The sequence below is a fragment of the Lamprobacter sp. genome, from assembly GCF_034860625.1.
Classification (GTDB): Bacteria; Pseudomonadota; Gammaproteobacteria; order Chromatiales; family Chromatiaceae; genus Lamprobacter.
Genome location: NZ_JAYESN010000037.1, coordinates 18,905 through 42,712, shown reverse-complemented (window position 1 = coordinate 42,712; position 23,808 = coordinate 18,905). Strand labels below are relative to the sequence as shown.

Sequence of the window (23,808 nt, the reverse complement as noted above, 5' to 3'; positions counted from 1 at the left end):
TTTATCATCAGGGTGACTCCACGAACAACGGTCCGGCACCGCCGTTTGATCTCATGGGTTTCGCCGGCGCTGAGTGAGACCGTCTCGGACCCTATCCCAGTGCTGCAGCTCATCGTCCGAGATGTGCAATTGTTCGGTGAGCTCCGACCAGCGCTCTTGAGGCAGGTAGTGCGGCAGCTCGAGGGCGCGCCAGAGCACCCAGGTCGCGGTCAGGTTGGTGTAGGCGTGGTTGTCGAGCCCCGGCTCCTCGCGGTCGGGATAGCCGGTATGGAATTCGTCCGGCCCGGCGACCCCGCAGATCTCATAGCGGTCGGCTCATGGGGCCAAACGTGTGGTAGACCGATAGCCAACCAGCATAAGCGTCTGATTGATAAAGGCTAGACCCCCGTCAGACGAGAGCTTCACACAATTCGCCCCATGAGCCGCGTTGTTTTCGTGCAGGGTCTGGAATCGAGGCAGTGGGCCGATGGCCGCACGCGCCTCCTGGCCGCATTCGGTGATCGCTGTATCGCTCGAGCTGAAGAGGGCGATCAACTTCTCGATCGTGACGGGCTGATTGGGCTCCAACTGCAGCTGGAAGCGCTGGGTGATCTGATCTGGCTCACGTTCGACATGGGCATCGAGGGCGATTCTTTGATCGCCGCTATGAGTTGTTCCATGAGTGCCGCCATGAGCGCCAGCATGATCGCTACCATAAGCGCCACGATAGGCGCGGGTGCGGGCCGCCAGTGCGATCTCCAAGCGCGATTGGCGCGTGCGCACCTTTAGGTAGATGCCATCGTCGTCGATGGACTCCGATTCCAAGGGTTCGAGGTGCGAGTTCTCCAGACCCCGGTAGCGCTCAACACCGTCGTTGATCACGCCACCGTCGAGGGCGCTGACCACCTCCACCGAGCCGGACCAGTTGCAGGCGGTCAGCTCAGTTTCGAGAGCGGCCAGGTGTTGGTCCTTCATGTGCACCAGACGCCGCTGGCGCAGCTGCGTCTCGCGGCCGCCGGGTTCGCGCACGCGCATCTCGCGCAGCAGGATGCCATCGCGCATCGCCAGTGTCTGGCGATAATCGAGCAGCTCGACCTGATCGAGATCGAACCAGTCGCCGTCGGCGAAACGCAGTCTCAGGGGCAGCCAGTTGGGCAGGTTGACCAGATCCTCGTTCTCGATCACCCGGCCTTTGACCTCGCTCTTGGCGCGGTTATAGCCGCCGGCCAGATAGGTACCGGGATAATGGGTGTCATCGGCTGTCGACTCGGGGGCTGCGCCGCGGGTCGCGAAAGAGCCGTTGCCGAGCGTGCACAGGGCCTCGCGCAGCGGTTCCTGTTCGGGCTGATAGTCATGGTAGCTCCAGTGCCAGCCACTCGCCTGCTCAGCCATCCAATCACTCATGGCGCTCGATCTCCGTCAGCGATCTCCGTCAGATGGCGCAGCAGCGCCTCAACCTCGTCTGGTGTGCGTAGTCGATAGTCGGCGGCACTCGGGCGGGCGTCTTCCGCGACCAGGATGCCGATGCCGCCCATCTGGCGCAGTGCGCGGAAGGCGTCCTCATCGGTCTCGTCGTCGCCAAGGTAGAGCGGCAGGACGTCGGGGCCGTCGAGCTTCAGCTCAGAGAGCAGCCAGCGCACCGCTCGTCCCTTATCCCAATCAACATCCGGGCGCAGCTCGACGACGCGTTTGCCGCCGGTCTTGCGCAGACCGTCGGCGCGGCGCCGGGCTTGATCGACGGCCTCCTGCACCTGCGGCAGATCGGCATCGCTGACCTGACGGACATGGACGGTGACCGCGAAGCGCTTGCGCTCGATACGCACGCCGTCGACGTTCTCAAGACGTTCGTCAAGATCAGTCGCCGCGCGGTCCAGGTCATTGAGCGCATCGATACCTTCCGGTAGCTCCAACCGCAGCTGGGGTCCGCAGATGTCGCCGAGTCCGTAGAGGGTCTCGCGTTCAGGTGGGTCATTAGGCTCGCCGTCAGGGAGATCGATGCCGCGGGCCAAGAGGAAGTGCTTGACGCCCTTGACCCGCGGTCGGCCGTCGACGTAGCGACGATAGTCGCGCGTTTCATCGAACGGACTGTGATCCTCGCCGGCCGCTGCCGGACGCTCGTTCAGATAGGCATCAAACAGGCGCTTCCAGGCCTCCGCATGGATCTCGGCGGTTCGGGTGATGACGCCGTCGAGGTCGAACAGCACGGCATCGAGCTGTTCGCGAGAGAAAACGGGCTGTGCATCGGGCATCGCAGATCAACTCCGAAGCAGCAAGTCAGTGTGGCGCGGCCAGACGCCTGTGCCAACGCGTTCCAGTGCCGATCGATCAATCGATCGAGCACCAGGATAGCCGCGGGTTAGCGGTCTCTGCTCGGTTACGCAATGCACGTGCCCAATGCGGCCTGTTTTTCAGATCGGTTGGCAGCCGCAGGCCCTGGCTTGATCAGCAGCTTGATCAGCAGCCGGGCTCGAGGCTTAGACTTCGCATCGCGCCAATGGCTTGTTCATTTCCCCCAACTGATGGCTGTTATGCACCAGCTGATGGATGAGCCGGTCGCTCCGGTCGATCAGGTCCAGCGGACTGATCCGCCGGTGCACTCAGGCCGGTCGCTGAAGCCCATGCCCTGGTTGCCCGGGCGCGCAGGACGTCCTGCACCAACGGCCCATCTCTGTTCATGCCGCGATATTGCGCGGCCGGCCGTCGGCATAGGCGGCTAGGTTGTCGACCGTCGTCTCCAGGATGCGCTCAACCGCCTCGCGGGTATTGAAGGCGCTATGCGGTGTGACCACGACATTACGCAGGTGAATCAACACCTGCCCGGCAAGCAGATTGTTGAGATCGTGACGGCTTTCGTAGACGGAGCGCAGCAGCTCCGCCTCCTCCCGCACCACCGGCTCCTCCGGCAGCACATCCAGGCCGGCTGCGGCGATCTTGCCCTCCACCAAGGCACGCGCCAGCGCACGGTGGTCAACGATGCTGCCACGCGCCGTGTTGATCAGAATCGCGCCATCGTGCATGCGGTCGAACTGCTCGCTCGAGATCATGTTGCGGGTCTTCTCGTTGCCGGGCACATGCAGCGTGATTACGTCCGAACCTGCAAGCAGTTCGTCTAGCGCGACATAGGTGAACCCTTGCTGGCGGGCTGCTCGCGAATCAGGCTTGACATCGAAAGCCAGCACCTCCATGCCGAAGCCGCGAGCAATGTCGATCACGGCACGCCCGATGTCACCGGTACCGACCACTCCGATCGTCTTTCCTCTCAGGTCGAACCCTTGCAGACCACGCGCATTGAAGTCACCGCGACGGGTGCGCTGAACCGCCTCTTCCATGCGGTGGCTCAGCGTCAGCAAGAGCGCGAAGACATGCTCGGCAACCGTGGTCTTGCCATAGTCCGGCACATTGGTCACGGTGACGCCGCGCTCACGGCAGCGGTTGATGTCGATGTAATCAACGCCGGTGGAGCGCGACGCAATCACCTTGAGCTTTGGGAGCTCGGCCAAGACGTCTCGGTCGATCGACGAATAGATGAAGGTGCTCACCGCCTCGGCATCGGCATAGCGCGAGGCGTTCGCTGACCGCAGGGGCTCGCTCGTGAACTGGATCTCATGCTCACCGTCTAGACGATCGAAGGCTCCAGCTTCCCAGTTCTCGACATCGAAGACATAGATTTTCATGGTTGAGGCTCCGTAAAGGCCCAATCGTCTGTCCTTATGCCCCGGCTGCCGGGGCATTTGACAGATCGGAACGTTGACGCCGCACGCGCAGCGCCTTGAATAGCTCCATCACCAAGAGGAGCGAGACGGCGATGCCAAGCAGCGCTGCCCACTCCCACAGCGGTACCGGGGCGACCTCCAGCACATCGCTCAGCCCCGGCAGGTACATCGCCAGGATGTGCACCGCCTGGGCGGCAATCACCGTGCCGATCAGCAGCAGATTGGCCCGCAGCGGGATACGGAACGCCGAGCGCTCCTCGGAGCGGCAGTTGAAGATGTGCACGTTCTCGAACAGCACCATCTCCACGCCCCGAGCCACCCGGCAGAGGTTGGGAATCGCTCGACATCTGAGAGCAGACTCACGACACCCCATGGCACGCAAGGTGCTAGCGTTGACACTGAGGCCGATTGCGTACAACCCGGGATGAACGAGCAGAGGAAAACCGAACCATGAGCTCATCGAGTATGCTGGGCAACCGCGCCGCAAGCACTCCGAGCACAAGGCCACCTGGCACGGTCGCAAGGAGGCGGGGCAGGAACAGGGAGACGCGATCGCGACTGCGATGGCTCGCATCGAACCTCACAACCGCGCGAGGCAAGCCATGAAAGACAGGCTCCTTTCAATGCTTTTATTCTCGGTTTTGTTCGCGTTCTCGTCCCTGGCACTGGCCCAGTCGGACGATAACGCACCGAAGACAAACCCGCCCGACACCAATGTCCTGTTGCGCGCCGTCGAGCCTGGCCCCGAGGGACGTCCGACCTTCGACGCGGCGCGCGAAGAGGAGCGCCAGCGGATGGTCGAGCGCCAGATCGAGCAGCGCGGTGTCGCCGACGAGGCGGTGCTGGCGGCGATGCGCTCGGTGCCACGACATGCATTCGTGCCACCGGACCTCCGCGACAGGGCCTACGCGGACAGCCCCTTGCCGATCGGCCACGGCCAGACCATCTCGCAGCCCTACATCGTCGGATTCATGACCGAGACGCTGCAACTGGCCCCAGGCGATCGCGTGCTCGAGATCGGCACCGGCTCGGGCTACCAGGCCGCGATTCTCGGCGCCATGGGCGTGGACGTGGTGACCATCGAGATCATCCAGCCGCTGGCCGAGCAAGCCGCCGATCTGCTCGAGCGTCTTGGCTACGACAACATCACCGCGATCCAGGGCGACGGCTACTATGGCTATGAGGAGCTGGCGCCCTACGACGCGATCATCGTCACGGCGGCCGCGCAGCACGTGCCGCCAACGCTGATCGAGCAGCTCAAGCCCGGCCAGCGCATGGTGATCCCAGTCGGCCGCGCCGGTTGGACCCAGAATCTGCTGCTGGTGACCAAGACAGACGAAGGCCAGACCCAGACACGCAATCTGATGTCGGTGGCCTTCGTGCCGCTGACCGGCGAGCGCAACGGTGAACAAAACGGGGAGCGCTGAGTTGTCCGACACGGCACCCAAACCGCTGCACTTGCTCACCGTCGGCGCCCTCGCCGGCTCGGTACTGGCATTCGAGATCCTGCTACTGCGGCTGTTTGAGTTCAGCCACTGGCACCACTTCGCCGGGCTGGCCATCGCGCTGGCGCTGCTCGGGTTCGGTGCCTCGGGCACGCTGCTCAGCGTCATCGGCGAGCGCGCCGGTCGCTTCGGCGACCGCTGGCTGGTCCTCTCGCTGCTGATCGCGGCAAGCGGTTTCCTGCTGGTGCTGCTGTTGCACGCCTGGGTCTCGCTGCGCCCGATCATGGCGGTCTGGGACGCCGCGGAGCTTTCGCGCCTGCTGGCGATCGACTTCGCCGCCTTCATCCCGTTCTTCGGCGCTGGCCTCGCGCTCGGGCAGGTCTTCGCGCGCTGGCCGACCCACGCCGGCTGGCTGTATGCCGCTAACCTGGGCGGCTCTGGCATCGGCACCCTGTTCGCCACGCTGCTGCTGGTCGCGATGATGCCCGAGGCGGCGCTGGCGCTGGTCGCGGCGCTGCTGCTGGTCTTCTGCGTCCTGTTCTCGGCGCTGCGCCGCATTCGGATCGGGATCATCTCGGCCGCGCTGCTGCTGATCCCGGCGTCCTGGCTGACCATGAGCCCGCTCGAGCCGGCAATCTCCGACTTCAAGGCGCTCTCGCGCGTGCTGGCGCTGCCGGATGCCGAGAGGCTCGAGCAGCGCCCGGGGCTGGCGGGAAGACTGACTGTTGTGCGCTCCTCCAGCCTGCGCTCGGCGCCGGGCCTGAGCCTGAACTGGACCGGCCGCGTCGCGGCCTCGGATGCGGCCATCGTCGGTAGCGACGGGCTGGTGCCAATCGAGCGCGATTATCAACAGGCACCGGACCCGTCGGAGGCCTCGCTGGCCGCGTTGCCATTGCAGTTGCGCCCCGACGGCCGGGTCGCGGTGCTCGGCAGCGGCAGCTGGGCGACGCCCTCGCACGCGGTTGGCCGGCCATTGAGCTGGGTCGAGCCCGATCGCCGCCTGCCGGCGCTGGCCATCGCGCGCGGCCTGACTGTCGACGCCATCCAGGACAGCCCTTACCGCTTCCTGACCAGGAACCGCGATACATTCGCCGTCATCGCGCTGGATCGCGCGTTCGACGGCTCCGACGCGGCCACCGAAGACTATGTGCTCACGCGCCAGGGTCTGCGCAGGGCACTCGCCCAACTCGGCGACAACGGCCTGCTGGCGATTCCGCTGAAGGTCGATTACCCGCCGCGGCAGGGGCCGCGCATGCTGGCGACCATTGCCGCGAGTCTGCGCTCGCAGGGCGTCGCTGAGCCGGGCGACCAGGTCGCCGCGCTACGCGGCATGCAGGCGCTGCTTATCCTGGTCTCGCCGCAACCGCTGAGCGACGCGGACCTGGATCTGATCCGCACCTTCGCCGAGCGCTGGAGCTTCGATCGGGTCTGGCATCGCGGTCTTGGCGCGCAGGACGTCAATCGCTACCACCTGCTCGACACGCCGATCTTTTTCGAGGCCGCCCAGGCGGTGTTCGGCGAGACCGCCCTGCCCGAGCAGGCGCGCTGGTTTGAAACCGGCGCGGTGGGGATGGCTCGGCCGTACTTCTGGCACGCGATGCAGTGGTCGACCATCCCGCGCTTGTTCGAGATGCTTGGCGTGCGGGCGGCCAGCTACCTGGACTGGACGCTGGTCATGTCGGCGGTGACGCTGGTCGTCGCGACCCTGGCGGGTGCGCTGCTGATCCTGGCACCGCTGGGACGCATGCCGCCGGCCTCGGCGGCCTTCAGGCGTACTGAGGTCATCGGCTATTTCGGCCTGTTGGGGTTCGGCTTCATGCTGATCGAGCTCGCGCTGCTCCAGCGCACGATCGCGTTCATCGAGCTGCCGGTGCTGGCCGCGGCATTGGTCTTCGCCGTGTTCATGATCGGCGCCGGCATCGGCAGCGCGATGCCGACGCGGCGCCGCGGGGCCGACGCCTTGCGGCCGATCTTCGGCGCCTTGGCGATCGGCGGTGCCATCGCGGTGCTGGCGCTGTGGTGGCCCGGCCAGCCCTTGCTAGCGCTGCCGCTGTCGGCGCGCATCACGCTGCTGGTTGCGTTGCTGTTGCCGATGACCTGGGCCATGGGCCGGCCGTTTCCCTGGGCGCTGCAGCACCTGGTCGGCACGCGCAGCTGGCAGCCCTGGAGCTGGGCGATCAATGGCTTTGCCTCGGTGCTGGCGGCATCGACGGCGACGCTGCTCTCGGTCCAGGCCGGTCAGCCGGTGACGCTGCTGGCCGGCATCGGCTGCTATCTCGGTGCCTGGCTGATCGCTCGGCGCGGGGCTAGGCGGCTGGCTGGGCGGCAGGAAGCCGCGACTGCTTAGCAACTAACGGATAGGAAATGCAACCGCTTTGTGCGTCTAGGGCCGCACGCTCGGGCCAACGATCATCGCCAGCGCTGCACACCCGGCATCTGCGTCATCGACAGGTCATACCCGCTCGGGCTGGCTGATCGCCCCGGAGCGCAGCCATCTAGACCGATTATCTCACCGATCTCGGCGCGACCGTGCCAACACGCAGCCAATTGGCGGCCACAAAACCGGCCGTTTCATTGAGCCAGTCGTATACAAATACCTGATAGAATTGATGGATGCAGGAGACGAAACCGGCCACAAAAGCGGTCTCCCCCGTTGACCGGGGCGAAACCGAAGCGGTGATGATGCCGCTAACGATCGGGCAGACGGCGCCCGAGCGCGCCGCGCTCAGCGACCAGGTTGTGACACTCGTCGCGCGCTCGTCCGGATTCCAACACAGCCTGCCGCAAGGCATCGCCTCAGCCCTAGCGGAGCTCGTGCGGGCAATGAACTGCTATTACAGCAATCTCATCGAGGGGCATGCGACCCATCCGGTCGACATCGAGCGGGCGCTGCGTGATGAGCTCAGTGAGCTGGCCGAGCAACGCGATCTGCAGCTTGAAGCGCGCGCCCATATCGCCGTGCAGGCTTGGATCGATGCCGGCGGCTTGCAGGGTCGCCTGTTCAGCCGGGAGGCACTCTGCGCGATCCACGAACGCTTCGCAGCCGAGCTGCCGGAGCGCCTGCTGTGGATCGATCATTCGAACACAGGCGCGCGTGAGCGCGTCATTCCGGGCGCTCTGCGCTCGCGCGATGTCTGCGTTGGACGCCACATGCCGCCGAGCCCTGGGGCCATTGCGCGGTTGCTCGGCGCTTATGGCCGGCATTATGCGCCCCTCGGGACGATGGAACGCTTGTTGGCCGCCGCCGCGGCACACCATCGATTGCTGTGGATACATCCCTTCCTCGACGGCAATGGGCGGGTCGCCCGCCTGCATTCACATGCGCTGTTCGTCGAGGTGCTCGCGACCGGTGGCGTCTGGTCTGTTGCGCGCGGACTGGCGCGCCAGGTCGATGCTTACAAGGGCCATCTGGCCGCCTGCGATGCCCCCCGGCGCAATGACTTGGATGGCCGCGGTGCCTTGAGTCAGGCTGCGCTCGTCGCGTTCAGCGCATTCTTTCTCGAGGCCTGTCTGGATCAGGTCCAGTTTATGGAAGGCCTCGTCGAGCCGCGGCGCTTGCGCGAGCGTGTCCTGCGCTGGGCCAACGAGGCGCATCAAGCGGGCCGGCTGCCGCCGCGGGCCGATCGCCTGTTGGAGGTGCTCTTGTTCCAGGGCACGCTCAATCGGGCGGAGGTTCCCGGACTGCTCGATGCGAGCGAGCGCCAGTCGCGCCGGGTCGTTGCTGCCCTCATTAACGAGGGCGCGATCCGCTCGGCGAGCTCGCGTGCCCCCTTGCACCTGGCCTTTCCCGCACACTTGGCGGAGTGCTGGCTACCGGGGCTGTTCCCGGCCCAGGCGACACCCTCCCGCCGTTCCTGATAGGGCCACCCGCAACCATGTGGCAGACATCCTTAACCACTTGGCTGACCAGTCGTGGCGCCGATTGCTCAGCCTGTGAGATTGGATCAGGCTCGGTGTGCGCCGATCAAACCGCGGAGCAGCAGGTAGAGCAGCAGCGCGTTGAGCAGATGCCAGAGGAAGTGCAGGCCGAGTGGCATCAGCCCGCAGAGCGCCATGTCGAGGGTGCGGAAGGTCAGCGAGCCTATGAACAGGAGGCAGGCAGCCAGAAGCGTCGGAGCGAGCGGATCAGCCCGGCGGCGCAGGACCCACCAAAACCCGACCAGGAACGCAAGCGCCGGCAGATAGCCGACGGAGCCATTGAGCAGCTCGGGGCCAGTGAGCGCAACCAGACCGACGCTGAGCACCTGATAGCCGAGCCAGAGCCCCGCCAGCGCGAGCGGCCGCAGCCGGAGCACCCGCCAGCCGAAGCTGAGCAGGTAGAGGTTGATGAAGAGCGTGATCGGGATCACGTCGGCAAGCACCGCCCAAACGGTGGCGAAGCTGTGCCAGAGTGCACTCCCGATGCCGATCGCCCCGAGCAACAGGATCAGCAGGCCGAGATCCCAACTGTTGCGCAGCCCAAGATCGGGCTTGGCAACAAGCCGCCGCGCGGCAAAGACAGCGGCGATGACGAAGGCCGTATTCGTGATCAGGTTGATCGGCTCGGCGAGGAGCCCAGCGGTGCCAGCGCGCTCGCAGTAGGTAGCCAGCATCGTCATGCGCGGATCAAGGGGTTCTTAGCAGCGTTGAGCCGAACTGCCAGATAAGCGGCAGGCCCATAACAGAAGCGGACATCGAAAGCATGATCCTCTGGCCACGGGCGCCCAATCGCGGTCAATGACTGCAAGCGTATACAATATCGTGAGAATGCCACCCTCGCCTGCCCAGGTCAAAGCCCCCCATGCAAACGGAACCCTTTCTAAACGTCTTCGAGGAGCGCGCCGAGAATCTCTCGCGTGATGAACTTGCCAAGTGGACCGCGACAACGAGCGGAGACCGTACAATTCTATCGAAACTAACCGGTCCTGGGGCAAAGCTCCTAACAGGTCCGCGAGGGTCAGGAAAGTCGACCTTCTTGCGTCGCGCCTATTTTAGCCTTTTGGAGAATCGCGCTGCTTTACCAGTATACGTTAATTACGCAAAATCGCTTGCACTAGAGCCGCTTTTCCACCACCGCGCAAATGCACTCACTATTTTTCGCCAGTGGGTTTTGCTTAAAATTGCAGTGGCTGCCTGTGACACATTCAAACAACTCGAACTAGTTGAGCCAGAAGATCTAACAAGATACGCCTATGCTGGCCGAAAATTCATTCAGTCCCTTGAAGTCGGCATTGAGCCGGACGACCTGCAAATGCTATTGGCCCCCTCCGGGCTAATTGATCTGCTAGAATCTGCGTCGAACAGCATCGCATCACGCAGAACAGTCCTGCTACTCGATGACGCTGCTCACGCGTTCTCACCAGATCAGCAACGCGAATTTTTTGAGATTTTCCGGCAATTGAGGACTAGAAGAATCTCGCCGAAAGCAGCAGTTTACCCCGGCGTTACCAGCTACTCCCCCTATTTCCATGTTGGCCACGAAGCAGAGCTGGTCGAGGCCTGGCATCGTCCAGATAATCATGGCTATTTACCGCTAATGCATAATCTGGTATTAAAGAGATTGCCTCCAGACCTCGCCAACACTTTGCTCGAACGCCCTGATACACTGAATTTGCTGGCATTCGCTTCATTCGGGATTCCACGAGGTTTTCTTAATATGATTGCTCAGGTCCTGAGAGTAGATGAAGGAGAACCCAGGATTCCTACACGCGCACGCACCTTGCAAGCGATTGCGGAACACGCAGACGCCACTAATCGGATTTTCCGATCTCTTGCTGAAAAACTCCCACGCTTTCGACACTTCATAGACGTAGGCAGCGAGCTAATAGAAGCGACAAGAACTGCAATTCAGGACTATAATGTGGGGCGGGATTTGCACTCAAAGGCTGTCGTAGTAGCAATCCAGAGCCCACTGACTGCAGAACTGGAAAGACTAACAAAATTTCTTGAATATGCAGGAATTTTTCGCGAAATAGATTCAGTTTCGCGAGGAGAAAAAGGCGTCTTTGAACGGTTTGCTTTGCATTATTCCTTCTTGATTACAGCAAACTCACTAAGTCTAGGTAAGACATATGCACTCTCCGATTTGGTGGCAGCTCTCTCGAAGCGTGATCCGCACGCCTTCGTCCGGCGGAGTCCCCAAAGCCTGCTAGGCTCGGAATACAGAGAGCGCTGTAAGTTAGATCTTCCTCCATGCGAAAAATGTGGCGCTGCTCGGGTTAGCGAAGAGCAACGTTATTGCATTAAGTGCGGCAACGAGCTTTCTCGAGCATCCATATACAAGGAACTGTTGCAATCGTCTATAGAAATGCTTCCCCTGACCGAGACAAAGATCAATGGGATCAAGAACCATACTACATTGAGGACAGTCCAAGACGTTCTTGCCGATGATGAGAATCAGCTTATCGATGTCCCATATATAGGACCGGTCTGGCAGGCGCGTATAAGGACATACGCTGAAGAATACATTAGCGTATAGCGTAGATGCAGTTTCCACGGACAAATAAGTCGGAGCAAACAGTCACGATTGACTTTCGTGCTTTGACTCGGCGAAAAGTCATATCGAGGCGCAGTCCGATCGACGATTACTATGATCATAGAAGTACCCTTTTAGCTAATTCGCTGCCGACCGCCACCACTCCAGATCCTACGCTGCTACAGGCTCTTCTGCTTGGTGTTATCTCATCTACAGAGTATTTTTTTCGTGATATACTGGCAAGATTGGTTAGAATCTGTCCATTTTCTCGAAGCACTTCTTCTAATCAAGTGCTTTCATTGGGAGCCGTGGATTATTGCGGACTAGAACATCTTGGTTTTGGTTTGATGGAGAACACTAGTTTTGCCGATCCGAAGACGATATCTCAGGCCACTCAAAAATTTCTTGGCCTCACCTGGAATAATGGTTCGTCCGTGGCGTCGGCTATAGCGGAGTTCGGCAAAATTTGCCAAATACGTCATGCTATTGTGCATTCTCGTGGACACCTTGGGGACCGCAATGCGCGAGAACTCGGATTGGCACTTCGCGAACTTCACGAGCTCTGCTTATCACTAATTGGATTTCAAGATCTATTACTTGTCTGCGACAATGTCGTAAGGGCCTACAATCGCTTTATCTTCGAAAAAACAGTGGAACGTTGGATAAATACCGGAAAATTGGTGGGCGACTGGTCAAATGACAAGGAGGCCTGGTGCCAACTCTTTAGTTGTTGTTATTCAACCACGGATGCAGAAGGTACGCCACGTCCTTATCAAGCATGGCGAAAGATAAAAAGCGAAGCAAAAGCATCAGCGACAGCGCAAGGGTTTATATAGTGCCTGACCGAGAAGTTGATTTGGTCTTTCGAGACAATGCGTTAGACTCTGACCCCATGGTCGAAGTTGGCGGCCCTGCTGAGGCCACTGAGGCGGAGGCTGACGAGGCGATCTCCCTAACCACTTGATTTTCCTTATCAGCACGCGCCTGGATCGGCCGCCCCCGAATTGGACTGGAATTAAACCGCAAAAACTTCCTCATTGCCTTATTGTCATGCGCGAAGACATCAAGCCGCAATTGCAACTCGGTGAACAGGACATTGGCGCGATTGTGATCGACGCGCGCTCGCGCGATGACATCCTGCGTCTGCTGCGGGGCCTGCAGCACATCTACACCACCGCTGAGCTGCGCGAGCGGGTCTTCGCCATCCTCAGCGAGGTCTTGGCGCAGCGCCCTGATGGCGAGGGGCCGGTCAGCGCTGAGACCGGGCGTCCTGGGATGACGCAGTGGGCCATCCTGGTGCTGGGCACCCTGCGTCTGTGGCTGAACACCGACGCGCAATCTTCACCGCCCGCTTGAGCGTCAGCTTCAGATCGGAAAGTCGGGGGTTCGCTCCATACCCGTTAACCTGAACCGCTTCGCGCGGGCTTCCATCCACTTCAAGGATCGCAACATCTTCAATTCCTTCCGGCCAAATGTGCTGTCCCGAGAGGGCTGTCTGCGGCTCGATCAACCGCGATAGGGTGCAGAGGATTTGCAGCCGAAAGCCGCGGAGTACTGGACCAGCAGAATCGATTTGATCGCGTTCCATGCGCCGCGGGATCATGGGCCTGGCGAGGCTAGATTCTCGCGCATACTACGCAAGGACTTCAGTAGTGCCGGCAGATCATCTTGGATGATGCTCCAGACGGTGTCATCATCGATTCCCAGATAACCGTGGATCAATCAATTTCTTGTCGCAATGATGAGACGCCAAGGAATTTGAGGATTGGCCGAGCGCACATAATCGGGAATATGCGTCGCGGCCTCGCCAATCAGCTCAAGGTTGCGGAGCGTGGCATCGTAAATGACCGAATTGCTTACAAATTCCTGTTGATCTAGCCCCTGTGAATAGACGAATATCTTCTCTCCAAACGAGACCATGTCATCCAGGTAGAAGACCCACTCTCGCTTGCTTTTGGTGGGTTCAGACACGAACCGCCTCGCGCTCGACGTAAGAAGCCAACTCTTGGCGCAATGCCTTGCGAGTGACCAAATCAACCGGGCGCTCGAGAAGGGCTTCGAGATAGAACTGCAAGCCAAAGTAACGCTGCGAGGTCGACGGACCATCGAAAGACACGAGGATATCGATGTCGCTATCCACTCGCTCATCGCCCCCGAACGGTTGACCCGAAAAGCGCCAATTCGACGACGCCGAACCGTCGAGCTAGAATTGCCTTGTGCTCGGCGAGAAGCTTCAAAGTTTGGTCTCGATTCACCTTCCCCTGCTGCACCTGGCCCTCAATCACCTGTGCCCGGAGCCGTGAGCTCGGGTGTGGCGACAAAGTGGCGCATGACCCCACTCGCCTTGTAGTGCGCCTCTTCGATGCGGAAGCCGGCATCTTCGACCTTTTTTTCGGTATCCCGATTCGGGTGACAACCGCCGGTCACGAGCGTCCAGGGAGGCTGGAGAGTGTTGAGCAGCCAGCGCCAGATTCGGTTTTGGGCCTGGACGTGTTCCAGCATCAGCAGGCGCCCTTGCGGTTTCAGCACCCGACGGATCTCGGCCAGGCCGCGCCCAGGGTCGGAGACGCTGCAGAACACCAGGCTCGACACGACGGTATCGAAGCGCGCGTCGGGGAACGGCAGCTGCTCGGCCGAGGCGCACAAGAGCCCGGCCTCGGGCGCGCGCCGCTGGGCGCGAGGCAGGGCATCCGCGTTGGGATCGAGCCCATACAGTTCGACGCCGTCTGGGTAGAGCGGCAGCATCTGCCCAGTGCCGCAACCCACCTCCAGCACCCGGCCGCGCGCCAGTTGGGCCAGCGACCGCCGCCAGCGCTGCATACCCGGCATCAGCACGATCAACAGGTCGTACAACCAGGGAATTTGCTCGATTCCGCGCATTTTAACGATCCTATTGGCTAACGGATTAACGATAACACCCGGCCCTACTCATCGCTCGTCTTCTCCGTCGTTCTGCAAGCAGTCAAGAGGTCAACCTGGTCTCGGGTCTTTATGCCCCAGGCAAAGGGGCATCTCAACCAGCTGCACCAGGCCCCGGTCCGCACATCGCCAGCTTCTCGCGCCCAGTCGCATGGCTCGGATCTCCCGACGGGGCGCGCGTTAGTGCAACGTCCGCCGAACCGCGACTCGCGACGCTAGGGTTTGCTGTCGTGCAAGATGGATTCCTAGTCGGTGCCGGCCTTCGTGCCGGCCCGATGCTTGTGAGCGTCGCATCCGGGCACAGAGTTTGCGGCTTGCTCTGCGGGTCCGCCGCCCTGCCGGCCTGCGGCGGCCATGCCTGGCATGACATTGCCGGCACCACCGATGATTTCTAGGAGCAAGCTTGTGTCTTGCTGGCCCATAGCTTGCGAAGCGGTCTGGCAAAGAAATCTGGCCAAGCCGTATGAGGATTCCGGGCCGGCTCGCATCGAGCAAGGACGTCTGATGGGCCTGGACGTCTGGTACGTCCCCGGTCTCCGTGAGGTCCGCGACGAGATCCTGACCCCGCAGCGCGGGGCCGAGCGCTGAGTCGCCGGCTGGCTCACTCGCTAAAAGACGATTCAGGTCGTGCAACATTCCACATGATCGAGACCCGCAGCGAAACCGACAGCCTCGGGGAGATCAGGGTTCCCGCCGACAAGCTTTGGGGCGCACAGACGCAGCGCGCGTTGGAACACTTCAGAGCCGGGAACGACCTGATGCCCCTGCCACTGATCATGGCCTATGCCACGCTGAAGAAGGCCGCAGCCGAGGTCAATCACGCCGGCGCGCGGCTCAGCGACCGCCAGCATCGTTTCATCGTGCAGGTGTGCGACGAGATCCTGAGCGGACAGCATCAGGATCAATTCCCACTGCCTGTCTGGGTGAGCGGTAGCGGCACCCAGCTCAACATGAACCTCAACGAGGTAATCTCGAATCGATGCTGTCAGTTGGTCGGCACAGCACTCGGCGCTAAGGAGCCCGTGCATCCCAATGATCAGGTCAACCTATCGCAGTCGTCGAACGATACCTTTCCTTCGGCGATGTGCATCGCTGCGGCGACAGCGACGGTCCAGGATCTGCTGCCGTCGGTGCGCGCCCTGCGAGACGCGTTGGATGCCAAGGCCGAGGACTGGGAGGCCATTATCAAGATCGGCCGCACGCATTTGCAGGATGCGACGCCGCTGACCCTGGGTCAAGAATTCTCGGGCTATGCGGGCATGCTGGACGAGGCCGTCGGCTGGATCGAGCAGGCACTCGCCAGCGTCTACCGTCTTGCCCTCGGCGGCACTGCGGTTGGCACCGGCATCAATGCCGCCCCCGATTTCGACGTCGAGGTCGCCGCCGCGATTGCGCAGCTGACGGGTCTGCCGTTCGTCACCGTCGCGAACAAATTCACGGTACAGGGCGCGCACGACGCCCTCGTCCAGCTGCATGGCGCCTTCAAGACCCTGGCCGTGGCCCTGTTCAAGATCGCGAACGATATCCGGCTCCTGGCCTCCGGACCGCGTTGTGGTCTTGCGGAACTGCATATCCCCGCTAATGAGCCTGGCTCATCAATCATGCCCGGCAAGGTCAATCCAACGCAGTGCGAGGCGTTGACCATGATCGCAGCGCAAGTCATGGGCAACGACGTGGCGGTCGGCATCGGTGGCGGTGGCGGTCACTTGGAGATGAACGCCTACAAGCCGCTGATGATCTTCAATGTCATCCAGTCCGCGCGGCTGCTCACCGATGGTTGCCGCAACTTTCGCGTCTTTCTCGTCGAGGGGAGCGAGCCCAACGCGACGCGGATCGCGAGCTTTGTCGAGCGCTCGCTGATGCTGGTGACGGCGCTCAGCCCCGTCATCGGTTACGACAAGGCATCCGAGGTGGCCCATTATGCGCTGGACCATGACATGACCCTGCGCGAGGCGGCGCTAACCCTCGGCGTCGTCAACGCGGACGAACTCGACCGGCTGCTGAAGCCGGCAAAGATGGCGCATCCGCACCTGAGCGAGGATTAAACGCCTCCTTGAGGTAGAGCGGCAGCATCTGCCCGATGCTGCAGCCCAACTCCAACACCCGGCCGTGCGCCAGTCGGGCTAGCGATCGCCGCCAGCGCTTCACACCCGGCATCAGCGTCATCGACAGGTCGTACAGCCAGGGGATTTGCTCGATTCCGCGCATTTGATCAATCCTATTGGCTGACGGATAAACGAGATCGTCCCTGCCCCGCCGGCAAACAGCAGATCCCGCCGGCGACGTGACGCCGGCCTGCTACCCCCGTGACGCAGAGAAGGTCGGGCTCGAAAAACACAGCCATCGGCCAGGGGCCGCTACAGCGCAAAGGGATAGGTCGCGGGCATCGCCTCGATTTCGACCGCCGGCAGCAGCTCCACCGCAGCAGTCTGCTCAAACCGAATCAGGTTGGGTTCTTCGCATCGTTAGCGCTCCGGGGCATTGCCCCAATTGCGGTTTCTTTGGCCCGTCCGTCTTGATCAAGTGCTCAGTCCGACCTTGTTGGTCACGCCTGCCGAGAGGTCATCCTTCAGGATCGCGCCGGCTGGCGCGTGGATAGGGCCTTATGCCCCAGGCAAAAGGGCATATCAACCAGCTGCACCAGGCCCCGATCCCCACATCGGCATCGGCTGTCTCTATTCAGGGGTATCGCCGGCGGCGGCCGCGCCCTGATGGGCGTGCTCGCTGAGCTGCCGACAGTCTGCCAACGCTTGTCGCAGCTCGGCCAGCGGCGCCACGTCGGTGGCTGCGGCATTCTGGCGCACCGCCTGCCGCAAGGCATGGACGTGATGCCTTGCCCCCACGCTGATCAGCGGCCGCACGGCGCTCGCGAGCGCCACGCTGGCAAGGACGCCACCGGCGAGTAGCGCGAACGGCCAAGTGATCTCGCCAAGCAGCGACGGCGTCAGCACCGGCGGCAGCCCGAGCCACTCCGGCAGGCCGCGGCCGGCAAGCCAGACGAAGCCGAACGCTGCAACCATCTCCGCCGCCAGGCGCAACCGCCTCACCCCGCTCCACCAGCGCCGCAGCGACGGCTCGAGCGGCAGCTCCGCCAGCCGCTGCCGCAGATCCTCGGTCAGCGCTGCCGCCGCCGAGGCCGCCTGTTGGCGCACTCGGCCGGCCGCCGGTTCGGGCAGCTGGTCCGCCGCCACGGAGACCGCTTCAAGCAGACCCTCGCGAACCTGCGGCTCGGCCACCGAGGGACGCGGCGGCTCCTGGCCTTGCCGAGGCTCCTCAGTCGAACGCCCAAATCGGCGGGCAAGGGCACGGCCGAGCAACCCCCGCAGCGGCGAGCCGGTGGCCTGTCCCGCAGCACGGCGATAGGTGCTGTCAGCACTCGTGAGCAACGCGGCCTCGTTCACGGCCTCGCGTTGGTGACTGGCCAAGGCGTCGGTGTCCAGCACCAGCGCCTCCGGCGGCGGTAGCTGCGCCGCGCTCCGCTCCATCAGGGCCGCCACATCGGCGCGGACGCGCTCCTGCGGGGCCCGCCGCTCGCGGACTGCATCGCTGATCCGCCGGCGCAGCTCGGCAATGCCCTCGCCGGTGGTCGCCGCCGTCGGCAGGAGCTGTGCTGCGGCCAGGTCCTGCTCGGCAAGGAGATCGCGCAGATGGGCGAGATCCGTTTCTCGATCCGCCTCATCGAGCCGGTCGATATGGTTCAGCACCACCAGCAGCACCCCTGCGTGATGGGCCAGGCGGGCGAAATAGCGTTTGTGCGTCAGGGCCTGGGCGTACTTGAGCGGGTCCATCACCCAGAGCAGCAGATCGCAGCGCTCGATCAGTCGCTCCGCCACCTGCGCATGCTCCCGGACCGTGGAGTCCACGTCGGGCAGATCCAGCAGCACCGCGCCCCGCAGCGGTGCCAGCATTCCCTCGGCGGGCAGCGGATGGCGCTCCTCGACCTGCAGCCAGTCGAGCAGTGGCTCGGCGCCGCTGGCATCGCCGATCGGCACCGCCTGCGCGCGCTCGGTGGTGGGCCGGCGCATCCCGGTCGTGGACAGTGTCTGCCCGACGAGGGCATTGACCAGGGAGGATTTGCCGCTGCCGGTGCCGCCCGCGACGGCGACCACGACATGGTCGCGCGAGTGGGCCAGGCGCTGCCGCGCGCGCTCGCGCAGTGCGGTCATCTCGTCGATCAACGCCGACGGCAGCCGTCCGGCGCCCAGGGCCTCCAGCGTCTCCAAGGGTTCGAGCACGGCCGCGGACGTCTCCTGCCCGAGCGCTGGCGCCCTGGTTGCGCCTTGCTGCTGCGTCGAGGGCATCAGTCGCGCTCCGCCAGCGCAGCGCGCCGGTGCTGGAGCGCGGCCACCGCGTCCGGTGGCGGAGCGGCGGCGGCAAGCAGGTCCCGATAGGCCCGCGCATCCTCCTCGGCGAGGCCCTCCACCCGGTGCTGGAGATCCTCGCGGATGTCCTTGAGCAGCTGCTCGACGTTGCGCTCGCCGAGGAGCCGCGCGAGTAGGGTCTGGGTTGTCGTCGAGCCGGCCGCGGTGACCACCACCTCGGTGCCGGTCAAGCCAAAACCGCCGCCAAGGGTGAACAGCATCAGCACCGCCGTGGTCAGGGTGGCGTTGACGCCGGTGGCGGCACGCCGGGCCCACCGCAGCCGGGAGCGGCCGATGGTGTCCACATGCTCCGCAACCTGCCGCTCCCAGTCCGCCACCAAGCGCTCGGCAGCCTCGCGCCTGGCCACACGACCGGCCGAGCGGGGCTGGTCGTGGCGGGCGAACAGCGCGCGTCCCGCCTGATCCTGCTGCCACGCGCTCTCCACCTCGGCTGCGGCACTGTCGAGCACCCGGCGCAGGGCCGTGGCAATGCGCTTGCGGGCGTGCTCCTCCGCCTCCTCGGCAACGCGTTGGCCGCCGCGCCCGGACCAGGGTAGCCAGCGCAGCCAGCGCCGCGACAGCTGGTCCGCCGCGGCGTTGAGCTGACGCTGCAGCCAGCCGCTGCCCACCAGCTCGTTCCAACGGCGCAGGATCTCATGACGCAAGGGCTCGCCGGCTTGGAGCTCGCCCAGTAGCTGTCCGTCGAGGTCGGCATAGCCGGCATCGACCGCCTTGGCGAGCCGCCGGACCGCGGTCTGTTCGGTCGCGATGGCCTCGAGCAGGGCATCGATCTCCGTTGGCAGGTAGCGCAAGGCGCCGAGGACGGTGCGCTCGCGGTGCGCGGCACGCTGCTCTGGCGGCGCCAGGGCGCGGATGCGCTCGAGCACCGGCGCGGCGACGGCGTCGGGCAGGCGCTCGTCGTCGATCTCGGCGGTTGGCAGATGCGCGGTCTCCACCGCCCGATGCGCGAGCGCTGCGAGCTTCTCGTTCAGGTCCGGCAAGATCTCCGCCGCCTCGGCCTCGCTGGCCTGAGTGAGCACGACTAGGGTAAAGACATCCAGCCGCGCGGCCTGGCGCAGATAGGCCATGCCGGCTTCGTCGGCGTAGGTCCTTGCGGTAGCCAGCCAGACCCAGACATCGGCGACCTCCAGCAGCCGCTCGGTGATGTCGCGGTTGGCGGTCTCGACGCTGTCGACGTCGAGGGCGTCGACGATCACCAGACCGGCCGGGACGCTCTCCAGCGGCGCGGTGTGCAGGCTGGCACGTTGCGCCTCGGCGGCCAGCACGCCCCGGCGCAGGACGCTGTCGAGCTCTGCCGGGCGGCCGATCACCGTCGGCACCTCGGTGGTCGGCCGGCGCGCGCTGGTCGTGGCCACGGCGCTGCCGGCCAAGGTATTGGCCAGGGTCGACTTGCCGGCGCCCGTGCCCCCGGCGACGACCACAAGCAGGGGTTCGTCCTCCCGCTCAAGGTGGCCCATGAGGCCGTCGATACGGCGCAGGAGACGCTCCCAAAGGGAGAGCCAGGGCGCGTCGCGGCGCCGGCCCGCATCACCATCGAGGGCGAGCAGTTCGTCACGCAGGGCTTGGAGCATTTGCCGGAGCGCTTGGTGCTTCATGTCAGGGTGATACTCAATCTTCAATTGCCGGTATCGAGGTCACACTCGACTGGAGTCTGCTGATCATCTTCATCTTGATCAGCTTCACCCTCGCCGCTGGGGTATTGCACACTTGGCACCCGAACTGGAGCCAGCCGATTATTCTCATCACGGCGGTCACCGCGGCGCTTCTATTCCTGGCGTCGGTCCTGCTGCATCTCGCGGTCAGCGGCATCAATCAGATGCGGGTGGTGACTTCGATGTTCTTGAGGCGCTTGCTCGCCTCTTCGATCCCAGTGCTAATCGCTCTTTCGAAGCTTTCGGTTGACTCGGCGGTGATCTCAATGATCTTGGCGACAGACATGGCTGGCTCCTTCATCTGGTTGTGACAGGTTGCGGGATCTGCCGAGGCGGCGTTGACGGAGGCCTCAGCACCCTCGCTCTTAGCAGGGCGCATGCCATCGCCCATCTGCTGATGCGCAATCTACTGAACGGAAAGCGCGCTCAGGGTCGGCGGGGCCAGCTTGAATCAACCGAAGCCGCCTTGAATGCGCACGGCTGGCCGCACTTGATAGCGCTTACTCGCGCCGAGTCGCGCCTGCTTCAAGACCGAGCATACCGAGGCGCACCGGCAGTGAGCAGTTCACCGCTGCCAGATCTCGGACGGACAGTCTCAGTCGCATGGCTAATGCAGCCACACCAAGAGCCATAGAACAGTCGCCGGAAGGATTCGCCGTCGAGGTGGATCAACATGTGTGGATGACCAGTCTCGAGGTAGACGCTGGGCAGGCAAGCCAGCGATTGCTCCAGAATCACATCGATTTCGCCCTGGCATGTATTGGAGAGAGAGATGCCACGCAAGAGCGAGCCCCCTGGGACGGGTTCGTCGACGATGCGGAACGGACGGCCAAACTCCTGGCGCAGCGCCGCTAGGTCAATCGTCCAGGTGCGGGGGATAACAGCCAACGCATAGCCCTCGTCGTCAGCCAGCACCTGGCTCATCGCCACCTGACCTCGAAGCGAGTCCAGCATCTCACCCTGCTTGTGGCCAGAGTCGGCCAGATAAACCATCTGGAAGGCAAGTCCGGTCTCGGCTTGCAGGTTGCCGATCGCAATGCGCGCCGTTGGTACTGACTTCATGCGCTGTCCTCCGCTGTCCGCTCGACCGAGGCCAAGCATCGTTAGTGCTGCATGACCCTAAGTGCAAATAGCCCTGTCTGCTCATGCCCCTGGCGTCCAGCACAGGGACAAATCTGCGACGCCCGCAGGAGACTTTACTGCGGCTTGGTCAATCGCGGCATCCGGATGACTACGGAGCTTCAGGCCGGCGCGCAGCGCTTAGAGTAGCAGCAGGCTGAGCGCCATCAACCCCATGCCAGCGACCAGCGCGTAGACCGTTGGATGATGCTCACCATAGGTCTCGGCTGATGGCAGCAGGACGTCGAAGGAGATGAAGATCATGATTCCGGCAACCGCCGCCAGCGAGAGACCGAGCAGGGCCTGAGACCAGAACCCCGACAGCAACAGCAGACCGAGCAGCGCGCCGAGCGGCTCAGACAGCCCCGAGAGCGCGGACCAGCCGAACGCCTGCCAGCGGCTGCCGGTTGCGTAGTAGACCGGCACTGAGACCGCGATCCCTTCCGGGATATTGTGGATACCCACCGCCAGCGCGACCGGTATCCCGAGATGGATATCCTGCATCGAGGTCAGCAAGGTCGCCAACCCTTCGGGCAGGTTGTGCAGCGTGATGACCGCCGCGGTGAGCAGACCAACGTTCATCAGCGGCTCGGCGCCGACCGCCTCGTTCCCCTTGGTGCCGGCTCCCGCACTGCCGGAAGCCCCCTCGCTTGGCGCGCCGTCAGGGGCGCGCATCTCATGCGGGTTGTAGCCGGCCGGAACCGCGCGGTCGATGACGGCAACCAGGAGCATGCCCACGAACAAGGCAACAACGGCAGTGGTTTGAGGCGCGCCGCTGATCGTCTCGAGCGCATCCACGCCCGACGGCAGCAGCTCAACGAACGAGACGTAGATCATCACTCCGGCCGAGAAGCCGAGCGCGACCCCAAGGAAGCGGGTGTCCGCGCGAGGGGCAAAGAAGGCGATCGCACTGCCAATCGCAGTGGCGAGGCCGGCAAGCAGTGTCAACAGCAATGCCGGCCCGATCGAAGTGGTATCCATAGGGCGTCGCTCCTGAGGACTGGACTTACAGATTTAGAGGGGGTTTGGCATCATCCATGCATTATTCTCGCCAAACTCACCCTTCGCTGCCCGTTCCTATCTCGGGCGCGTCGCTCCGGCCGAGCTGCGCGCCGAGCTGTTTGGTTTGTTCGCCCTATCGGGCAAAGCGACCGCGTTCGCCGGACCCTTCCTGGTCGGTTGGGTCACCTGGCTGACCGGCAGCCAGCGCGTTGGTATGGGTGTCATCGTCGTCTTCTTCGTACTGGGCTTCGCAATGACATTGACCCTGCCGAAAGCTGACACTCGCCGTCGCCATAGCCCTCCCTAAAGCCTTAACCTAGAGCTAAGACCCATGAACACTGCGATAACCGATGTAAAGTCCCGATGCCCACGCGAACAGCTCAACGCCCTGCTGCTGCTCCTCATCGCCGCAGTGGCAACCACCGACGTCGCAGCTCAGGCACCGGTTGATCCTGCCGAGCCCGGCGAAGCGATGCGAACACCAAGTGGTGAGCCCTGGCGCGGCAACCTTCAGAGCGGCGCCGAAGTTTGGGTCGACCCACGGACCAACCGGCCGATGACCCAAGGACCCGGCTACCGGACCCAGCTTTGGGATGGCGTCTATCGTCTTAACGACGGTACTGAGCTGCACGTGCGCGACGGCCGAGTCGTGCCGACCACCGAGATGCTTGAGCGTCGCCAGGCGACGCCGATGCCCCCGCCAGCTGAGGAGCAGGGCGCGGCAACATTTCCGGAGGGCGGCGACAGCCGTCACTGCCAGGTCCTGGTTGAACAGGCTTGCGGTCGCGACAACGCCTGCGCTGATGCCACCAAATGCAGCGCCGCACGTCAACTGGTCGACATGGCCGCTGAGCAGCGGGCGCAACAGGTAAACCCTGACGCGATCACTGGCACCGGACTCAAGTGCCGCGAAGCGCTCCGCGACAGCTTCTTCGCCCCCTGTCATCAAGGCGCTGCCGCGGGCGAGGAAGGCACTGCCCCGGCTCGCTAACGCCCGGCCTCGGTACGATCGGCAAAGGGAAGCTGTATCGCATTCATCATCATCTGTCCGTCTGTTGACTGATGTTGATTGGAATAGCAAGCTGCGGACCAGCGCAGCCGTCAACGATTCAGTTCGGCATCACTTGCAGATTGAGCAGGTCC

21 protein-coding genes and 3 pseudogenes are annotated in these 23,808 nt (G+C 63.3%); 10 read left to right on the top strand and 14 right to left on the bottom strand.

Features of this window, described 5'->3' with window-relative positions:
- Positions 1-51: 51 nt before the first annotated feature.
- The 5 genes from VBE63_RS11725 to VBE63_RS11705 all read right to left on the bottom strand — a co-directional run bounded on the left by VBE63_RS11725 (position 52) and on the right by VBE63_RS11705 (position 3,993).
- The gene (locus VBE63_RS11725) at positions 52-300 is read right to left on the bottom strand and encodes a hypothetical protein (RefSeq protein ID WP_323683208.1); all 249 of its coding nucleotides are present in this window, start codon (positions 298-300) and stop codon (positions 52-54) included.
- Positions 301-315: 15 nt separating this feature from the next.
- Entirely contained in the window at positions 316-1,383 is a 1,068-nt protein-coding gene (locus tag VBE63_RS11720) for a hypothetical protein (protein ID WP_323683205.1), read from the bottom strand.
- A complete protein-coding gene (gene otsB / locus VBE63_RS11715; protein ID WP_323683204.1) occupies positions 1,380-2,228 on the bottom strand; it encodes a trehalose-phosphatase in 849 nt (282 codons plus the stop codon). The genes VBE63_RS11720 and otsB overlap by 4 nt, the downstream gene beginning before the upstream one ends.
- A gap of 423 nt (positions 2,229-2,651) precedes the next feature.
- Positions 2,652-3,653, bottom strand: a complete 1,002-nt coding sequence (locus tag VBE63_RS11710) for a hydroxyacid dehydrogenase (RefSeq protein WP_323683203.1) — start codon at positions 3,651-3,653, stop codon at positions 2,652-2,654.
- 34 nt (positions 3,654-3,687) lie between these two features.
- A complete protein-coding gene (locus VBE63_RS11705) occupies positions 3,688-3,993 on the bottom strand; it encodes a cation-translocating P-type ATPase C-terminal domain-containing protein (protein ID WP_323683202.1) in 306 nt (101 codons plus the stop codon).
- A gap of 322 nt (positions 3,994-4,315) precedes the next feature.
- On the opposite strand from VBE63_RS11705, the gene VBE63_RS11700 reads away from it, so the two are divergent.
- The 3 genes from VBE63_RS11700 (at position 4,316) to VBE63_RS11690 (ending at position 8,995) form a co-directional block, all read left to right on the top strand.
- On the top strand, positions 4,316-5,119 hold the full coding sequence (locus tag VBE63_RS11700; protein ID WP_323683201.1) for a protein-L-isoaspartate(D-aspartate) O-methyltransferase: 804 nt from the start codon (positions 4,316-4,318) through the stop codon (positions 5,117-5,119).
- Between the two features lie 31 nt (positions 5,120-5,150).
- Entirely contained in the window at positions 5,151-7,484 is a 2,334-nt protein-coding gene (locus VBE63_RS11695) for a hypothetical protein (protein WP_323683200.1), read from the top strand.
- 332 nt (positions 7,485-7,816) lie between these two features.
- Complete coding sequence (locus VBE63_RS11690) at positions 7,817-8,995, top strand: Fic family protein (protein ID WP_323683199.1); 1,179 nt, start codon at positions 7,817-7,819, stop codon at positions 8,993-8,995.
- A gap of 86 nt (positions 8,996-9,081) precedes the next feature.
- Here VBE63_RS11690 and VBE63_RS11685 read toward each other — a convergent pair whose 3' ends face one another.
- The gene (locus VBE63_RS11685; protein WP_323683198.1) at positions 9,082-9,735 is read right to left on the bottom strand and encodes a ceramidase domain-containing protein; all 654 of its coding nucleotides are present in this window, start codon (positions 9,733-9,735) and stop codon (positions 9,082-9,084) included.
- 356 nt (positions 9,736-10,091) lie between these two features.
- Here VBE63_RS11685 and VBE63_RS11680 point away from each other — a divergent pair, with 356 nt between their 5' ends.
- The 3 genes and pseudogenes from VBE63_RS11680 to VBE63_RS11670 form a co-directional block, all read left to right on the top strand.
- Positions 10,092-11,594: a hypothetical protein gene (locus VBE63_RS11680; RefSeq protein ID WP_323683197.1), complete on the top strand. Its 1,503-nt coding sequence runs from the start codon at positions 10,092-10,094 to the stop codon at positions 11,592-11,594.
- A 5-nt stretch (positions 11,595-11,599) separates the two neighbouring features.
- On the top strand, positions 11,600-12,427 hold the full coding sequence (locus VBE63_RS11675; protein WP_323683196.1) for a hypothetical protein: 828 nt from the start codon (positions 11,600-11,602) through the stop codon (positions 12,425-12,427).
- 214 nt (positions 12,428-12,641) lie between these two features.
- Positions 12,642-12,923, top strand: a pseudogene (locus VBE63_RS11670) (ISNCY family transposase); the annotation flags it as partial.
- Between the two features lie 267 nt (positions 12,924-13,190).
- Here VBE63_RS11670 and VBE63_RS11665 read toward each other — a convergent pair.
- From VBE63_RS11665 to VBE63_RS11655, 3 genes and pseudogenes are all read right to left on the bottom strand, one after another.
- Positions 13,191-13,511, bottom strand: a pseudogene (locus VBE63_RS11665) (DUF86 domain-containing protein).
- A gap of 43 nt (positions 13,512-13,554) precedes the next feature.
- Positions 13,555-13,846 (bottom strand): annotated as a pseudogene (locus VBE63_RS31360) (nucleotidyltransferase family protein).
- A gap of 22 nt (positions 13,847-13,868) precedes the next feature.
- Positions 13,869-14,471: a class I SAM-dependent methyltransferase gene (locus VBE63_RS11655; protein ID WP_323683194.1), complete on the bottom strand. Its 603-nt coding sequence runs from the start codon at positions 14,469-14,471 to the stop codon at positions 13,869-13,871.
- Positions 14,472-14,915: 444 nt separating this feature from the next.
- On the opposite strand from VBE63_RS11655, the gene VBE63_RS11650 reads away from it, so the two are divergent.
- Together VBE63_RS11650 and fumC are read left to right on the top strand one after the other, a co-directional pair.
- Positions 14,916-15,098: a hypothetical protein gene (locus VBE63_RS11650; protein ID WP_323683193.1), complete on the top strand. Its 183-nt coding sequence runs from the start codon at positions 14,916-14,918 to the stop codon at positions 15,096-15,098.
- A gap of 53 nt (positions 15,099-15,151) precedes the next feature.
- A complete protein-coding gene (gene fumC, locus VBE63_RS11645; protein WP_416274540.1) occupies positions 15,152-16,555 on the top strand; it encodes a class II fumarate hydratase in 1,404 nt (467 codons plus the stop codon).
- 630 nt (positions 16,556-17,185) lie between these two features.
- On the opposite strand, the gene VBE63_RS11635 is transcribed toward fumC, so the two are convergent.
- From VBE63_RS11635 to zupT, 5 genes are all read right to left on the bottom strand, one after another.
- A complete protein-coding gene (locus VBE63_RS11635) occupies positions 17,186-18,745 on the bottom strand; it encodes a GTPase family protein (protein WP_323683192.1) in 1,560 nt (519 codons plus the stop codon).
- 65 nt (positions 18,746-18,810) lie between these two features.
- Positions 18,811-20,511, bottom strand: a complete 1,701-nt coding sequence (locus VBE63_RS11630) for a hypothetical protein (RefSeq protein ID WP_323683191.1) — start codon at positions 20,509-20,511, stop codon at positions 18,811-18,813.
- 193 nt (positions 20,512-20,704) lie between these two features.
- Positions 20,705-20,830: a dodecin domain-containing protein gene (locus tag VBE63_RS11625; RefSeq protein WP_323683190.1), complete on the bottom strand. Its 126-nt coding sequence runs from the start codon at positions 20,828-20,830 to the stop codon at positions 20,705-20,707.
- A gap of 239 nt (positions 20,831-21,069) precedes the next feature.
- Entirely contained in the window at positions 21,070-21,606 is a 537-nt protein-coding gene (locus tag VBE63_RS11620; RefSeq protein WP_323683189.1) for a hypothetical protein, read from the bottom strand.
- A gap of 198 nt (positions 21,607-21,804) precedes the next feature.
- A complete protein-coding gene (gene zupT, locus VBE63_RS11615; protein WP_323683188.1) occupies positions 21,805-22,644 on the bottom strand; it encodes a zinc transporter ZupT in 840 nt (279 codons plus the stop codon).
- 49 nt (positions 22,645-22,693) lie between these two features.
- On the opposite strand from zupT, the gene VBE63_RS11610 reads away from it, so the two are divergent.
- Both VBE63_RS11610 and VBE63_RS11605 read left to right on the top strand, forming a co-directional pair.
- Positions 22,694-22,972 carry an MFS transporter gene (locus VBE63_RS11610; RefSeq protein ID WP_323683206.1) on the top strand — a complete coding sequence of 93 codons (279 nt, stop codon included), beginning with the start codon at positions 22,694-22,696 and terminating at the stop codon, positions 22,970-22,972.
- 24 nt (positions 22,973-22,996) lie between these two features.
- Entirely contained in the window at positions 22,997-23,656 is a 660-nt protein-coding gene (locus tag VBE63_RS11605; RefSeq protein ID WP_323683187.1) for a hypothetical protein, read from the top strand.
- Positions 23,657-23,808: the final 152 nt, after the last annotated feature.